The sequence below is a fragment of the Bradyrhizobium nivariense genome, assembly GCF_029846695.2.
Taxonomy (GTDB): Bacteria; Pseudomonadota; Alphaproteobacteria; order Rhizobiales; family Xanthobacteraceae; genus Bradyrhizobium.
Genome location: NZ_JARWCR020000017.1, coordinates 114,026 through 129,958, shown reverse-complemented (window position 1 = coordinate 129,958; position 15,933 = coordinate 114,026). Strand labels below are relative to the sequence as shown.

The following is a 15,933-nucleotide window of genomic DNA, read 5'->3' as shown; positions in this document are numbered from 1 at the left end:
CCCGCTGTCGGAATGCGCTCCCTCCATCCGTCCTATGCCAAGACAGCACGGAGACACCGCATGGTCGACCTCACCCTCACCACCTTCGACTGGGTTCCCGAGATGCCGCGGGGCTTCGTGCGCGACCTCCGTGTGCGCTGGGCCCTCGAAGAGGCCGTCTTGCCCTATCGCGTCGCGAGCGTGCCGTTCGGCGATCGCGGCGCGGCGCATTTGGCGCACCAGCCCTTCGGCCAGGTGCCGTGGCTGACCGATGCCAACATTTCCATTTTCGAGAGCGGCGCGATCTTGCTGCATCTTGGCGAACTCAGCGCGACGCTGATGCCATCAGATCCGCGCGGCCGCGTTGAGACGACGAAATGGGTATTCGCGGCACTCAACTCCGTGGAGATGGCGAGCCTGCCCTGGGCGCTTTTCAAATTCACCGGGAATGACGATGGCTCACCAGCCGTGAAGTTTTTCGACGACTTCCTCAAGCTCCGCCTCAAGCACATGGAGCCGGTGCTGGCCGGCCGCGAATGGCTCGCGGGCCCGTTCTCCGTCGCCGACATCCTGATGTCGGACGTGTTGCGCCTCGTCGATCATTTTGACGGCCTCACGGAGCATCCGGCCTGCCGCGCCTACGTCGCGCGCGCCACGGCCCGCCCGGCCTTCGTCAAGGCCCACGCCGACCAGATGGCGCATTTCGCCGCGGCGGACGCGGCGCGATCTGCGTGACGTGCCGCACATAACTAACCCGGCATCAGCCGTACGCTCCCTGCCATCGCAACGAAGCAAATTGCTTCAAATGATCAGGGCGGAAGGTGACACATGGCCCGCATCGAATATCTCAAAGACCAGCTTGCCCGCGCCGAGCGTCTCGCAAAGGCGATCCTCGACCAGCAAACCGCGCAACGCCTTCAGGCGTTCGCAGCCGAATGCCGCACGGAGTTGCAGGTGCTGTCGCACAGGGCTGCCGCGTAAACCGGCGCGTTACACCAGCTTCATCGGCGCATCGGCAACCACGCGAAGGTCGATGCTGCTGATCAACGCTGAACGGCGCGCCTCCGCAACACCGATGGCGCTCTCGGTCTGGCGCAACGTGCTGACGTTCGAGCCGAGCGAGACGATCCCACCCAGCACCAGAGCGATCGATCCGAGAGCCGCGGTCTGACCGGTCCCGAACAGGCCGAGAATCGCGACCAACAGCAGCGCGGCTCCACTGCCAACGGCAATCTTGGACGCCAGAACGTACTTCCGGCAGCGCTCGGCGATCTCGGCCAGCGCCTCGATCCGCGCCTCGATGTCGGAGATTTCGTCCGTCGGATCGTCTTCGGTCATTTGGATCGAGCATGCCAAGTCAGAAACAAAATCAGTATCCCGCATGGGCGAAGCAATATGCGGGACTTGGATAGAAAACCCGGATGTCGCTACGCTCATCCGGGCTACAAGTTCTCTACAACGGCAAATTGTCGTGCTTCTTCGCCGGCGTTTCCACCTTCTTGTCTTTCAGCATCGACAGCGCCCTTGCGATCCGCTTGCGGGTTGAGTGCGGCATGATGACGTCGTCGATGTAGCCACGCTCCGCCGCAATGAACGGCGACAGGAAGCGGTCTTCGTATTCCTTGGTGCGGGCGGCGATCTTGTCGGGGTCGCCGATGTCGGCACGGAAAATGATCTCGACCGCGCCCTTGGCGCCCATCACTGCGATCTGGGCGGTCGGCCAGGCGTAGTTCATGTCGGCGCCGATTTCCTTGGAAGCCATGACGTCGAAGGCGCCGCCATAGGCCTTGCGGGTGATGATGGTGACCAGCGGCACCGTGCACTGCGAGTACGCAAACAGCAGCTTTGCACCGTGCTTGATCAGGCCGCCATACTCCTGCGCGGTGCCGGGCAGGAAGCCGGGCACGTCGACGAAGGTGACGATCGGGATGTTGAAGGCATCACAAAAACGAACGAAGCGCGCGGCCTTGCGCGAGGCATCGCTGTCGAGCACGCCGGCCAGCACCATCGGCTGGTTGGCGACGAAGCCGACGGTGCGGCCGGCGATGCGGCCGAAGCCGGTGACGATGTTCTTGGCGAAGGCATCCGCGATCTCGAAGAAATCGCCCTCGTCCACGACCTTCAGGATCAGCTCCTTCATGTCGTAGGGCTTGTTCGGATTGTCGGGGATCAGCGTGTCGAGGGACATGTCGATGCGGCCGATGTCGTCGAAGCTCGGCCATTCCGGCACACCGTCGGTGTTGTTGGACGGCAGGAAGTCGATCAGGCGCCGCATCTGCAGCAGCGTCTCGACGTCGTTCTCGAAGGCGCCGTCGGCGATCGAGGAGCGCGTGGCGTGCACTGAGGCGCCGCCAAGTTCTTCCGCGGTGACGACCTCGTTGGTCACCGTCTTCACCACGTCGGGGCCCGTGACGAACATGTAGCTGGTGTTCTTCACCATGAAGATGAAGTCGGTCATCGCCGGCGAATAGACGTCGCCGCCGGCGCAGGGGCCCATGATGACGGAGATCTGCGGGATCACGCCCGAGGCGAGCACGTTGCGGCGGAACACGTAGGAATAGCCGGCGAGCGCGGCGACGCCCTCCTGGATGCGGGCGCCGCCCGCGTCATAGAGGCCGATGATGGGCGCCCGCGCCTTCATCGCCATGTCCTGCAGCTTTGTGATCTTCAGCGCGTGGGTCTCGGACAGCGAGCCGCCGAACACGGTAAAATCCTTGGCGAACACAAAAGTCTTGCGGCCGTTGACGGTGCCCCAGCCGGTGACGACGCCGTCGCCGGGCACCTTGCTCTTCTCCATGCCGAACTCGGTGGAGCGGTGCTCGACGAACATGTCGAACTCCTCGAACGATCCCTTGTCGAGCAGAAGCTCGATGCGCTCGCGCGCAGTCAGCTTGCCGCGGGCGTGCTGCGCTTCGATGCGCTTCTCCCCGCCGCCGAGCTTTGCGCCGGCACGACGATCTTCAAGGGCGTCCAGGATATGTTTCATTTGCTCCCGCCAGTTCTTAACCTAAATGCGATTGCCGGGGGTTCTAACACGGCATTTTGCGGGCCGGGAAGCGGCTTTCGGCGTCGCAGGGCTGGCTTGCCGCAGCGGGAAAGCGCAAGGAATTACAAAGTTTTGCCTGGGAGGCGAGCATGACCGAAGGAACGGCTGAGACCGGCGCGGCGACGGGCGGCGTCAACATCCTGCTGCGGCTGGAGGGCCTGACCCTGTTTGTGGGGATGGTGATGCTCTACTGGACATGGGACGGCTCCTGGCAGGTCTTTGCCCTGCTCTTCCTCGTCCCTGATTTGAGCTTCCTCGCCTATCTTGCCGACGCCAAATTCGGCGCGCTGGTCTACAACGCCGCGCACAGCTACATGGCGCCGGTGGCGCTGATGACGCTCGGCTTCGGCCTCGCCTCGCCGCTTACCCTGTCCATCGCCTTGATCTGGCTCGCCCATATCGGCATCGACCGCGCGCTGGGCTATGGCTTGAAATATTCGGCCGGGTTCGGCTTCACCCACCTCGGCCGGATCGGGCGGCAGAAGGACACCTGACCCCGCGCGCTGCCCGCAAATTTGGCGGCCCGGCCCGGTTGACCGGGCCGGCCGATTCAGGCTTGCTCCAGGCTTACGATCAGGCGCCGAATGTTGCGTGAGCCCAGTCGGTACGGCGGCGGTCATTATGCCCTGGCTCAAGCAACACCCATGTCCGCGACGGTCGTCCCCCTGCCGCCGAACTCATCGTCCGAAACCACCGACTTCCTGCGGCGTATGGCCAGCATGGTGTCGGGGCGGAACGGCGAGATGCTGCTGCGCGCCGCCGCGCTGATCGAGTCGCTGAGCCAGCGCGCGATGTCGGCGGAGCGCCTCTATCACAGGGAGCACGAAGAGAACACGCGCAACACCGATCTGCGCGAGGCCGGTGAGAGGGCATCCGATGCCATGGTCAAGCAAATTGATGGGCTGCGCAGCCAGCTTGCCGAGGTCGCTGCGGCCGCGGCGGACGAACGTGCGGCGTTCGATGCCGAGCGGGGCAAGCTGCTCGGTCTGATGCAGCACGCGGAGAGCCATATCGGCAAGCTCACAAGCGAGCTGGAGACGCTGCACGCCTCGGTCGACAGTTTCAACGAGACCGTCATCTCCGTGCCGATCGAGGTGCTGCGGCTGGCGCGCACCCAGTTCGACTTTCTCTCAGCCGGCTTTGCCCGCAAGGGCGATGTGATCTCGCAGGCGATGAGCGAGATCGGCGGTTTTGCGATCGACGAGGCGCTGACGGCGAAGAAGGCCGATCCCCCCTGAGGGAAGCCGCCAACCGCGTCAAATTGACAGCGCGCGGGGCTGTTGTTCTACTCACTGAGAATCACGGGGGAAGAACCGATGCCGACCGCATTCCGCGTCGCCATGGCGCTCTGTATTTCAACGCTGTTCGTCGGCATTGGCGCCAACGCACAATCGCTTCCCAGGGAAGTCGCCACCCGCGCCGAGATCTACCCGATCCCTTCGCTCACCCTCTCCGACCAGCAATTCCTCAGCGGCGACGCCGCGGCCGGCAAGCCGGTGACGGTCGCCGGCGAATTCCGCGTCGCGCAAGGCAGCGGAAAACTCCCCGTCGTGGTGCTGATGCACGGCTCGAGCGGCGTCGGCGCCACGACCGAGGCCTGGGTGCACGCGTTCAACGCCATGGGCATCTCGACCTTCGTGATCGACGGCTTTACCGGCCGCGGGCTGACGGTGGTGGGGCCGAACCAGGCCCTGCTCGGCCGGCTCAACCTCATCATCGACATCTACCGCTCGCTTGAGATCCTGGCAAAACATCCCCGCGTCGCTCCTGACCGCATTGTGCTGATGGGCTTTTCACGCGGCGGACAGACGACGCTCTATGCCAGCCTCGAGCGCTTCCACAAGCTCTGGAACAAGTCCGGCATCCAGTTCGCCGCCTACATTCCCTTCTATCCGGACTGCTCGACGACCTATCAGAACGACACGGACATCGCCGCGCGCCCGATCCGCATCTTCCACGGCACGCCCGACGACTACAATCCCGTCAAGAGCTGCAAGGCGTTCGTCGAGCGGCTCAAGACGGCCGGTCGCGACGTGGTGTTGACCGAATACCCCGACAGCGCGCACGGCTTTGACAGTGGGCTGCTCGGCGTCAATACGGTCGCCGTGTCCACTGGCGCGCAGACCGTGCGCAGCTGCCAGATCAAGGAAGACGATGGCGGCGTGCTGATGAACGCCGACACGAAAGCGCCGTTCACCTACAAGGATTCCTGCGTCGAGCTCAATCCGCATGTCGGCGGCAATCCAACGACGGCCGCGGAGTCGCGCAAGGCGGTGGAGGAGTTTTTGCAGGCGCTGTTCAAGCTGGGTTAGGCGCCTGTTCGGCCTGCATGGTTCGAGACGCGCCGTAAGGCGGCGCTCCTCACCATGAGGGTCTGATATATCGCCGCGAAACAAGACCTCATCCTGAGGAGCCCGCGAAGCGGGCGTCTCGAAGGATGGCCGCAAAGAAGCTGCCCGCCCTACGGCTCGCCGGGCTTGAACGGCTCCTGCTTGTCCGGCGGCACCGTCTCTTCCGCCATCGCCAGCAGCATCGCGACCATCACATAGTTACCCGCGAGCGCGGTGAGGTCGACGATCTGCTGATCGTTGAAGACCTTTTTGGCGCGCGCATAAGTTTCGTCGCCGACCTTCTTGGTCGTGGTGAGCTCGGTGACGAAGTCGTAGACGACGGCCTCGTCCTCGGCCATGTTCGACGGCCGCTTGTTGGCCTTCAGCTCCGCGATGGTGTCGGGCGACAGGCCCGCCTTCGCCGCCAGCGGCGCATGGGCGTACCACTCGACCTGCGAGCGCCACTGCCGCCCGATGATCAGGATCGCGAACTCGTTGAGTTTTGTCGGGACCGAAGTTTCCCAGCGCAGATAATGGAACAGGTCGAACAGGCGCTGGCCGAGCACCGGGCTGCGGATCATCGGATTGTATGGCCCGCCGATGCCGACGCTCGAGACCTTCATGATCTGCTCGCCGAGCGGCTTCTGCTTCGCGTCGAGCTGATCCATCGTGAGTTGCGGAAAGCGCGGCTCCCTGCTGGTGGCGGGACCGGCAAAACAACGTGGCGGCGAGCCAACCGCCTGCGGCGGCAAGCGTGACCGATGACAGCCAGAGCGGCGTTGAGTTCATTTTGTCCTCCCGGTTTTTCTTGGCGCAGTTTCTTGGCGCAGTTTCTTGGCGCGGTTTCTTGGCCGGGAGATGCTAGTCGAGCGGCGCCAGCGCGGCAGCGCTAGATGGCGCCGATCTCGGCAAGGCAGGCTTGCGTCAGCGGCATGCGCTCGCCGACCAGACGCGGCTCCTTGCAGTCCATATTGAGCGCGAACACGGTGTGCGCTTCGCCCTTCTCGGCCCAGCCCACCATCCAGCCAAGCGACGGCTCGCCGCGCTCGGCGCCCAAGAGCCCGGACTTGGCGCGAATGACGCTGTCGCCGACCTTGGTCACCGGCAGGATGTCGGCGACGAGATCCTGGCTGCGCTTCGAAATCGGCAGTGCGCGGCGGCGCAGCCTGTCGACGAAATCGACCTGCTCGACCGGATCGATACGCAAGGCGCCGGTGAGCCAGAACTGGTCGATGCCGCCGCCGATATCGCGATTGCCGTAGTCGAACAGATCGACGTATTTCTGCATGCGCTCTTGCCCGATCCGGCGCGCGATCTCCTGATAGACCGGCACCGCGCTGACGAGAATTGCGCTGCGCAGCGTGTGGTCCTTGTTCCAGGCTTCGATCGGCCGCTTCACGCCGTCCCACGGGAACACGTCCTTGTCGGGATCAGCGACCACGCCGGTCTCCAGCGCGATCAGCGAGTTCGGAATCTTGAAGGTCGAAGCCGGCGGCTTGGCTTCGCCCGAACGCTCCTTGTCGCTGGCGACGATCAGATAATCCTCGACCTTGTAGCCGACGAAGGTGCCTGATGTGCCGAGGTCCGTGAAGCGTTTTGCGAGGCTCTCGCTGATTTCGTTGCGCGGCGGCGCGACGTGGGCGAACGAGCGCGATGGCATGGTGGCAGCTGCGGCAAGAAGGCCGAGGGTGGAACGGCGGGTGATCAAGAGCGACATCCGTTGAACGATGAAAGCGGCCGCAACCATGCAGCAATTATCGTGGTGAAACGATGACAGGTTATTTCTTGAGCATGATCTCTTCGGACAACCGCTGCACACTTTGCGCTAACGCGGCCCTTCAGGTCCGGATCATGCTCTACCGCCCCCGGCCCGACAGCCGCAGCACGAACACCAGCACTTCGGCGACGGCCTTGTAGAGGTCGGGCGGGATCTCCTCGCCGAGTTCGACCTTGGAGAGCGCGCCGGCCAAGATCTCGTTCTCCTCGATCGGGATGTCGTTGGCCTTGGCGATCTCGACGATTTTTTCGCCGATCGTGCCTCTGCCCTTGGCGACGACGACAGGCGCGTTGCTGCCCTTCTCGTAATGTAGCGCAATCGCAAGCTTCGACGGGTCGCTCATGTGGCGCGATCCAGGAAGTGGCCGGCGCGGGCCGGCGCGGGCTGTGGCGGGGTGCCATCGCGGACCAGGATGTCGCCGGGCTTGAGCTCGGCCCTGGTCAGGGCCTGGTTGAGCTCGCCGATTCCGGCGCGGAGCTGCTGCGCCGTCGCCGGCCGCTCCGCCCACATCCGCACGAGGGTCTTGTCGCCGTTCAGAGTAATCAAAGCGTGCACGGGGCCGGCCGGCTCGACATTGAGTGTGAACCGCGCGCGCCAGGTGCGCTTGGCGGGATCGGCGGACTCATTGCCGCCGTCGCGCGAGATCTCGAACTGCGCCATTGCGGTGCCCTGCGGCGTTGCGAAGGGAATCTCGAAATTCCACTGCGGCACGGTCGGATCGATCCTGTGACCGCTGGCGTCAGTGCGATCGGGGAGCGAAGCGACCTGGAGCAAAGTCTGGCGCGCGATCGCGGCTTCGGTGTCGTCGAGCAGCCGATGCACGGTCGCAGCGAGCGGCGTATCCGGTGCGAGTGACGGCGAGGCAATGGATTGCGTCGACGGCAACGCGCCGCGAACCGGCGGTGGCGTCGCGCGCGCGGCTGCCTCGAAGATGTGTCCGTCAGGCACGGCCTTGTTCGAGCCCGGCACGTTGCCGGTCATGCGCGGCAGGTTTTGCGTGATCTCTTGCAGGAGGCTCGCGGCAAGGCTTGCGGTCATCGTCCGCGGCATCGCGGCCTGCGGAGCACCGCCAGCGATGTCGGCCAGCACAGCGGCCGCGAGATTGGCGCTGCGCGGCATTTGCGGCGGTTGGACGATCTCGGGTTCGGTTGACGGCAAGGCCGCCGGCTCGGCCTCTCCTGCTGCCGGAACCGGCGCGGCGGCAACCTGCGGCGTCCCCGGGGTAGCAGCAGGAATCGCGGCACCCTGTGGCACGGTGGTCTCGAGCGTCGTCAGCGTCTGACGCAGCACCAGCAATGCCGCCTTCAGGTCCGGCATCGTGCCGGAGGACGGCGTCGCACCTGCGGCGAGCGAGGCCTCGAGGAACAGTCCGGACTTCTGGAATGCGGATTCGATGTCGCCGCCATCGAGCCCGGTGTTGAGCGAGGTCTGCTGCGCCAGCACGCCCAGCATCGCCTGCTTCAGCCCCGCCGGCAGATCGCTGCTAGTGACGACCGCGGCCAGATTGGCGAACAGCGGCGCCTGGCTGCCTTGCTTCGTCACGGCCTCGGCCGAGGCAACGGTGACGGCGACCTGCTCGGTCGGTGTGAGGGTGTTGCGGACCGCGCCCACTGACGGCGCCAGCGACGGGCTGTCCACCAGCGAGGCCGCAGCCGGCGTCAGCATGACCTGATCGGCGGCCGCCTCGCCTGCCCCGCCCATGATGGCGAGCCGGATGGTGCCGTCGTTCTGCGACACCGCAAGCTGGAGATTTTGTCCGGGCGTCAGCGACACCTCAGACATCACATCCATCGAGAGGTTGGCGATCGCGATCCGCACCAGATTGTCGGCGAGCACGCTGACCACCTTGGCGTCGACGACACTACCAGCCTGAAGCACGAGGTCAGGGGTCGCCGCATCAGCCACGGCGCTGGCAGCGCTGACGGGAAGGATCGAGCTTATCGGCGTCGGCATCTCACGGGCCCAGGAGCACGGGTCACCCTAACGCCTGCGTCGTAAACCTCTCGTTAAGGACCTTCGGCCGAGGGCGGTTTTACCGCCGCCAGGACCGCGACCGCAGCCTTGAAATCCCTCAGTCGGGCAGCGCGGCGCGCGGCCGCTTCTTCGTCCACTCCCCATTTCTCGGCGTTCCAGTCCTCATCGACATAGGCTGCCGCCCAGATCTGGTCGGCGTCGCGCACGCCATGGGCAAGCGCCAGCGCCAGCAGCGCCGAGCCGGTGAGCGTCGTGATCACGTGGAGGGCGGCGACCGACCAGGCATCCCCCGGCAGTGCCGCACGCGCGGCCTGGATTGCTTCGTCCGGCTGCCTCACATGCATGATGCCCTCGGACAGGATGAAGTGCGCCCCCAGCGTCTCCGCGGCCCAGAACAGCACGGGGTCCCAATGCGCGGCCTCGCAGGCGACAAGTCCTTCGGGATGGCCGGCGCGATAGAACAGCAGATCGGACTGGAGGTATTTTGCAAGGTCGTCCGTGACGAGATCGACGCGGTCAACGACGCCCTCGACCACGCTGTTGGCGATCCGCGTCAGCGGCATGGTCATGGGCTTGATCGTCTCGTTCTGATCCGCCCATTCCGCAGCCACCGCATCGGCAAGGTCTCGCGAGGGGATCGCCACCTGGCGTCCAGATGGCGTCCGAATCGGCTTGCCGTCGAGCATGATGGCGAAACCGCCCTCAGCCTCGGCCACCCCCACCTCCTTGTAGAAGCGCTTGCGCAACGGCACGCGCGAGGCCTGGCGGACCGCCTCCTGCGGATCGAGCGGGGATCGCCCCGCAGCTTCATCGAACAATTCGCGCATCTCGTTTCGGTCCCTGTCCAGTCACCAACCCTTCTGCCGCCCCCGTTCAACTAATCTTCAGGCGCGTTCTCGATCGGATCAAATCTGCTTGCATCGAGCCCGAGCAGGTTCCACGACTGCTGCATGTGCGGCGGAAGCGGTGCGGTCGCGTCGATCACGCCGCCGCGCGGATGCGGAATGACGATGCGGCGCGCAAGCAGATGCAGCCGGTTTTGCAGGCCGCCCGGCAGTTGCCAATTCTCGATGTTGAAATATTTGGGATCGCCGACGATGGGGTGGCCGATATGTTCCATGTGGGCGCGCAGCTGGTGGGTGCGCCCCGTCACCGGCTTCAGCGACACCCAGGTCAGCTTGTTGCCGGCGGTCTCGACCACCGCATAATACGTCACCGCATGGCTCGCGCCCTCGTCGCCATGCTGGGCGATGCGCATGATGGTGTCGTCCTCGCTCTCCTCTTTGGCGAGGAAGGTCGAGATGCGGCCCTGCTTCGGCTTCGGCAGCCCCGGCACCAGCGCCCAATAGGTTTTTCGCGCCGACCGCGAACGGAACGCGCCGGTCAGGTGCGAGGCGGCAAAGCGGGTCTTGGCGACCAAGAGACAGCCCGACGTCTCCCTGTCGATGCGGTGCACGAGGCGCGGCTTCTGCCCCTTGGCATCGCGCATCACCTCCAGCATCTGGTCGATATGCCGCGTCATGCCCGAGCCGCCCTGCACGGCAAGGCCGGCCGGCTTGTTCAGCACAAGAACGTCGTCGTCCTCGTAGATCGTCATTTCCTTCAGCGCGGCAAGCGTCTTTTGCGCTGCCTCCGACTGCGGATTGGGCGCCTTCGGCGTGTCGAGCTTCAGCGGCGGAATGCGGACGCTCTGGCCCTCCTCCAGACGGTCCTTGCTGTCGACGCGCTTGCCGTCGACCCGCAACTCGCCTTTGCGGACGACGCGCTGGATGTGGGAGAACGACAGGCCGGGAAAGCGCGCTTCGAGGAAGCGATCGACGCGCATGTTGTTCTCGTCGGCCGAGACCTTGACGGTCTGCACCTTGGTTGGCAGCAGCGCCTCGACGGGCTTTGGCGGCGCAGCCTTTTCCAGCGCAGGCTCCGACACACGCCGCTCGGCGCGCTCGCCCCCAAAGCGCGGCGGCTTCGCACCCGGCTTGCCGCTGGGCCGCAGCCCTGCTGTCTTCGCGCTGCGCGCCTTGAACGGGCGCGTTTCCTTGCGCTCATCGCGCGAACGGGGCTTTGGATCGGTTCTTTTGATGCGACGGCTCATGGTGCCTGCCTAGCCCAAAAGTGCCCTTTCGTCACGACGAAATGGCGATTTTGGCCTCAGCCGCCCCGCTCCTTCCGCAACTTCGCCCAATAATCCAGCCGCTTGCGGATCTCGCGTTCAAAACCGCGGTCGGGCGGGTCGTAGAACGTCTGGCGGCCCAGGGCTTCCGGAAAGTAGTCCTGGCCGGAGAAGGCCTCGGGGGCATCGTGGTCGTATTCGTAGGCTGCGCCGTAGCCTTCCGACTTCATCAGCTTGGTCGGCGAGTTCAGGATGTGTTTCGGCGGCAGCAGCGAGCCGGCCTGCTTTGCGACCCGCATCGCCGTGCCGAAGGCGGTGTAGACCGCGTTCGATTTCGGTGCGGTGGCGAGATAGACCACGGCCTGCGCGATGGCGAGCTCGCCTTCGGGATGGCCGAGGAAGTCGAAGGCATCCTTGGCGGCGTTGGCGATGACCAGCGCCTGCGGATCGGCAAGGCCGATGTCCTCCACCGCCATGCGCACGACGCGGCGGGCCAGGAACAGCGGGTCCTCGCCGGCGTCCAGCATACGCGCGAGATAATACAGCGCGGCATCGGGATCGGAGCCGCGCACCGACTTGTGCAGCGCCGAGATCAAATTGTAATGGCCGTCGGCCGACTTATCGTAGATCGGGGCGCGGCGCTGCAAAATCTCCTGCAACTGCGCGGCGCCGAAAATCTCGTCCTTGCGCGCGGCGCGCCAGACTTCCTCGACGAGTGTCAGCGACGCGCGGCCGTCGCCATCGGCCATGCGCACCAGCACGGCGCGCGCCTCGGCGTCGAGCGGCAGCTTGCGGCCCTCGACCTCCTCGGCATGCGCGAACAGCTTTTCGATCGCGGCAGCGTCAAGCGAGCGAAACACCAGCACGCGCGCCCGAGACAGAAGCGCCGCGTTGAGCTCGAACGATGGGTTTTCGGTGGTGGCGCCGACCATCACCACCGTGCCGTCTTCCATGACGGGCAGAAAGGAATCCTGCTGGGCGCGGTTGAAGCGATGCACCTCGTCGACGAACAGCAGCGTGCCCTTGCCCATCTCGCGGCGCGCACGCGCGGCCTCAAAGGCCTTCTTCAAATCGGCGACGCCGGAGAACACCGCGGAGATCTGCTCGAAATGCAAATCGGTCGCGTCCGCCAGCAACCGCGCCACCGTGGTCTTGCCGGTGCCGGGCGGGCCCCAGAACACCAGCGAGCCCAGCGTGCGCGTTTCCAGCATGCGCGTCAGCGCGCCGTCGGGACCCAGGATGTGGTCCTGTCCGACGACCTCCGAGAGCGCGCGCGGCCGCAGCCGATCGGGCAGCGGATGCGGAGCCTCGTGATCGAGCCCCGCCGCGGCAAAGAGAGTTGGCGTCTCCTGTGGTCGCTTCGGACTCATCCGCCCAGCGTGACGTTGATCTGCTGGCCGCCACGCACCAGCGTGATTCGCCAGATCCGCGGGCGATCGCCTGCGGCCTTTTCGAGGTCGCCGGTCTTGCCGATCTTCTGGCTATTGACCGTCAGAATGATGTCGCCCTTCTGGAACCCGACATTCGCGGCCGCGCTGTCGCCGCCGAGATCGGTGATCACGACGCCTTCTGTGTCGGCGTCCAGATGCAGCTCGTCGGCAACCGCCGGCGTGATGGTCGAGACTTTCGCGCCCTGGAACGGCGAGCGCGCGGTGACGACGAGCTCGTTGCGGCCGTTGTCCGGCGCGGTTTCCAGCGCCACTGCCAGCTTGACCGGCTTGCCGCCGCGCTGCACGTCGATCTGCGCCGTGCCGCCGAGCGGGCGCGTCGCGAAGCGATAGTCGAAAGCGTTGGGATCATCCACGGTCTGGCCGTCGATCCCGGTGATGAGATCGGAGGATTTCAAACCGGCCTTCGCCGCGGGGCCGTTCGACACCACGCTCGCGACCAGCGCACCGGTCGGCGAACGCAGGCCGAGGCTCTCGGCGATCTCGGGCGTCACCGCCTGCAATTTCGCGCCGAGCCACGGCCGCTTCACCGCCTTGCCGCCGCCCTTGGCAGAAGCGACGACGACGCGCACCATGTTGGCGGGGATCGCGAAACCGATGCCCTGCGAACCGCCGGAGCGCGAATAGATCGCGGTGTTGATGCCCGCGAGCCTGCCGTTCATGTCGACCAACGCGCCGCCCGAATTGCCAGGATTGATCGCCGCATCGGTCTGGATGAAGAACTGGTAGTCGGTGATACCGACCTGCGTGCGCGCCAGCGCCGAGATGATGCCGTGAGTCACGGTCTGGCCGACGCCGAAGGGATTACCGATCGCCATCACGACGTCGCCCACCATCAGCTCGTCCGAATTGGTGAATTCGAGAGCCGGAAACTTCTCTTTGGAGTCCTTCAGACGCAGCACGGCGAGATCGCTGCGAGAGTCCTTCAGCACGATCTCGGCCTCGAACTCACGCTTGTCCGACAGCGACACCTTGACCTGGTCGGCGCCTTCGATGACATGGACATTGGTGACAACGAGCCCGGACGCATCGACGATCACGCCAGAACCAAGCGAGCGCTGCACCTGCTCCTGTTGCTGGCCGGGCACGCCGAAGAAGCGGCGGAAGATCGGGTCGTCGAGCAGCGGGTTGCGGTTCTGCACCACCTTGGCGGCATAGACGTTGACGACCGCCGGCTGCACCCGCTGCACGATCGGCGCATAGGACAGCCGCAGTTCGGCGGGCGAGGACGGGACACGGCGGTCTTGCGCGGCGGCCGGATTGAAGTTGGCCGAAAAGGCTATGCACAGTGCCGTGACGACGGCGGTCCAGGTCGATCGAAACATTCCTACCTCTCGGAAAAGACGCCGGAATATAGGCGCGTTCGCCCGCCAATAGAAGGGCGCCCGGCGGCATATTCGGCTCCCTTTTTGGTGTGTCCGGCATGCAAGCCCGGCGCGCGAAATCGCAATTTGCCTGAGCCGGTGGATTGGCATGATGCGCGTCACCTTGCATGGTGGTGCAAGGCGGATTCGGTTGCGGCGAATTTGCATCAGTGGGAACCCCGCAACCGGGCGCGACGTCGCGGGGCAGTCATCGATCATATCTAGGCTCTCCCGTTGCGACTTGGGGAAGTTCGTCAACCGATGGAGTCATGACGTGAGCAGGACAAGAATTGCAGCCACAGCGATTGGTCTCGCCGGCGCGCTGGCGGCCTCGCAGGCCCAGGCCCAATCGGCAAGCAGCAGCGATCAGGAGATCGCGCTCCTGAAGCAGCAGTTGAAGATGCTGGAACAGAAGCTCGACAAGCTCCAGAGCCAGACCGCCGCGAACACCGCGGCCACGGCGAAGGCCAGGACCGAGGCGAAGGCGGAGGCGAAAGCCGAAGCGCGTTCCGAAGCGAAGGCCGTCGTCGCCAACGCCAACGCGGCGATCCCGCTCAAGGGACCGGCGCCCGCGTCCGGCGTCGTCGTGACGATGCCGAACAACCGGCCGACCATCTGTACTGCCGATGGGGCAAACTGCGTCGGGATTACAGGCCGCGTTCACTACGATATCGGCGGCTATGACTACCGTCCCAACACGGCGGCAACCGTGCCGCAAAAGCTCGACAGCGGCGAGAACGTCCGCCGCGCGCGCATCGGTCTCGCCGGCAAGTTCTTCAACGACTGGAATTTCGCGCTGGTCTACGACTTCGGCGGCTCCTCCGACGGATTTGGCGGCGCAGCTCCGGGTTCGCTGCCCGGCGGCGGCGTCTCCGGCGTCGAGAATGCCTATCTCAGCTACACCGGCTTGAAACCGTTCGGCGGACGGATGGCGATCGAGGCCGGCATCATGGACCTGCCTTACACCATGGACGAGGCCACGAGCTCCAACGACATCATGTTCATGGAGCGCGCCTCGGCCGGCATCATCGCGACCAACATCGCCGCGGGCGACTTCCGCTCTGCAGCCGGCACGCGCTGGTACAACGACCAGCTCTGGATCGGCGGATATGTCACGGGACCCTCGACCGGCGCGATCCACTCGGCCTCGAGCGCGGCGCCGGCGGGCACGAGCGAGCAATATGGCGCGGTGGCTCGCGTTGCCGGCAATCCCCTCAGCGGCAAGGATTACTCGGTGCATATCGGCGCCGACGCGCAATGGCTGATCCAGCCGCCGCGCAATCTCGTCGCCAACACCCAGACGGTCGCGCTCAGCGATCGTCCGGAACTGCGTCTCGACCCGACCACGCTGGTCTCGACCGGCGCGATCGCCAATGTCTCGGGCGCGCAGGTCTACAGCGTCGAAGCGGCGGCGACCTACGGTCCGTTCATCGTTCAGGGCGAGTATTTCTGGTACAATGTCGACCGCACCGCCAACACCGGCGTGCCGCTGGTCGGCGCGCCGAGCCTGAAATTCCAGGGCGGCTACGCGCAGGCTGGCTACGTGCTGACTGGCGAGGGCCGGACCTACAATGCAGCCAACGCCGCCTATAACGGCGTCAAGCCCGCGCATCCGTTCTCGCTCGAGGGCGGCGGCTGGGGCGCGTGGGAAATCGCGGGTCGCTTCTCGACGGTCGACCTCAACGACCAGCTCGCGACCGCGAACGGCGTCGCCGGTGGCCGGCAGAACGTCTATACGCTCGCACTCAACTGGTACGTCAACGGCAACGTCCGTTTCATGCTGGACTATCTGCATGGAACGGTGTCGAAGCAGGCCTCACCGATCTCGACCGCCGACGTAGGTTCGAAATTCGACGCGGTCGCGATGCGCACCCAGTTCGCGTTCTGAGGTGATCGCTTCCGGGA

The 15,933-nt window shown here is 65.3% G+C and carries 15 protein-coding genes and 1 pseudogene; 6 read left to right on the top strand and 10 right to left on the bottom strand.

The genetic code is table 11. The annotated features are described in order from the left end of the window. Positions 1-60: 60 nt before the first annotated feature. Positions 61-714, top strand: coding sequence for a glutathione S-transferase family protein (locus tag QCM77_RS16660; RefSeq protein WP_279684245.1), 654 nt, complete (start codon positions 61-63; stop codon positions 712-714). A gap of 93 nt (positions 715-807) precedes the next feature. After that, a complete protein-coding gene (locus tag QCM77_RS16655; protein ID WP_279662172.1) occupies positions 808-960 on the top strand; it encodes a hypothetical protein in 153 nt (50 codons plus the stop codon). A gap of 9 nt (positions 961-969) precedes the next feature. Here QCM77_RS16655 and QCM77_RS16650 read toward each other — a convergent pair whose 3' ends face one another. Both QCM77_RS16650 and QCM77_RS16645 read right to left on the bottom strand, forming a co-directional pair. After that, on the bottom strand, positions 970-1,317 hold the full coding sequence (locus QCM77_RS16650) for a hypothetical protein (protein WP_279662372.1): 348 nt from the start codon (positions 1,315-1,317) through the stop codon (positions 970-972). 115 nt (positions 1,318-1,432) lie between these two features. Further along, on the bottom strand, positions 1,433-2,965 hold the full coding sequence (locus tag QCM77_RS16645; RefSeq protein ID WP_279684244.1) for an acyl-CoA carboxylase subunit beta: 1,533 nt from the start codon (positions 2,963-2,965) through the stop codon (positions 1,433-1,435). A 149-nt stretch (positions 2,966-3,114) separates the two neighbouring features. Here QCM77_RS16645 and QCM77_RS16640 point away from each other — a divergent pair, with 149 nt between their 5' ends. The 3 genes from QCM77_RS16640 (at position 3,115) to QCM77_RS16630 (ending at position 5,337) form a co-directional block, all read left to right on the top strand. Next, entirely contained in the window at positions 3,115-3,519 is a 405-nt protein-coding gene (locus QCM77_RS16640; protein ID WP_279662168.1) for a DUF4260 domain-containing protein, read from the top strand. Between the two features lie 150 nt (positions 3,520-3,669). Continuing rightward, on the top strand, positions 3,670-4,263 hold the full coding sequence (locus tag QCM77_RS16635; protein ID WP_279662166.1) for a hypothetical protein: 594 nt from the start codon (positions 3,670-3,672) through the stop codon (positions 4,261-4,263). 78 nt (positions 4,264-4,341) lie between these two features. Further along, complete coding sequence (locus QCM77_RS16630; RefSeq protein WP_279684243.1) at positions 4,342-5,337, top strand: dienelactone hydrolase family protein; 996 nt, start codon at positions 4,342-4,344, stop codon at positions 5,335-5,337. 149 nt (positions 5,338-5,486) lie between these two features. Here QCM77_RS16630 and QCM77_RS16625 read toward each other — a convergent pair. The 8 genes and pseudogenes from QCM77_RS16625 to QCM77_RS16590 form a co-directional block, all read right to left on the bottom strand. Continuing rightward, positions 5,487-6,144: pseudogene (locus tag QCM77_RS16625) on the bottom strand (carboxymuconolactone decarboxylase family protein). A gap of 100 nt (positions 6,145-6,244) precedes the next feature. After that, positions 6,245-7,072, bottom strand: a complete 828-nt coding sequence (locus QCM77_RS16620) for a penicillin-binding transpeptidase domain-containing protein (protein WP_462804327.1) — start codon at positions 7,070-7,072, stop codon at positions 6,245-6,247. A 139-nt stretch (positions 7,073-7,211) separates the two neighbouring features. Next, entirely contained in the window at positions 7,212-7,475 is a 264-nt protein-coding gene (locus QCM77_RS16615) for an EscU/YscU/HrcU family type III secretion system export apparatus switch protein (RefSeq protein WP_279662161.1), read from the bottom strand. Beyond that, positions 7,472-9,085 carry a flagellar hook-length control protein FliK gene (fliK, locus tag QCM77_RS16610; protein WP_279684242.1) on the bottom strand — a complete coding sequence of 538 codons (1,614 nt, stop codon included), beginning with the start codon at positions 9,083-9,085 and terminating at the stop codon, positions 7,472-7,474. The genes QCM77_RS16615 and fliK overlap by 4 nt, the downstream gene beginning before the upstream one ends. A gap of 53 nt (positions 9,086-9,138) precedes the next feature. After that, a complete protein-coding gene (locus QCM77_RS16605) occupies positions 9,139-9,933 on the bottom strand; it encodes an ATP12 family chaperone protein (RefSeq protein ID WP_279684241.1) in 795 nt (264 codons plus the stop codon). Between the two features lie 50 nt (positions 9,934-9,983). Continuing rightward, the gene (locus QCM77_RS16600) at positions 9,984-11,198 is read right to left on the bottom strand and encodes an RluA family pseudouridine synthase (protein WP_279684240.1); all 1,215 of its coding nucleotides are present in this window, start codon (positions 11,196-11,198) and stop codon (positions 9,984-9,986) included. A gap of 56 nt (positions 11,199-11,254) precedes the next feature. Next, positions 11,255-12,586, bottom strand: a complete 1,332-nt coding sequence (locus QCM77_RS16595) for a replication-associated recombination protein A (RefSeq protein WP_279684239.1) — start codon at positions 12,584-12,586, stop codon at positions 11,255-11,257. Next, positions 12,583-13,989: a DegQ family serine endoprotease gene (locus tag QCM77_RS16590; protein WP_279662150.1), complete on the bottom strand. Its 1,407-nt coding sequence runs from the start codon at positions 13,987-13,989 to the stop codon at positions 12,583-12,585. The genes QCM77_RS16595 and QCM77_RS16590 overlap by 4 nt, the downstream gene beginning before the upstream one ends. 313 nt (positions 13,990-14,302) lie before the next feature. Between QCM77_RS16590 and QCM77_RS16585 the strand changes: the two genes are divergently transcribed. After that, on the top strand, positions 14,303-15,916 hold the full coding sequence (locus QCM77_RS16585) for an OprO/OprP family phosphate-selective porin (protein WP_279684238.1): 1,614 nt from the start codon (positions 14,303-14,305) through the stop codon (positions 15,914-15,916). The last annotated feature ends 17 nt before the right edge of the window (positions 15,917-15,933 follow it).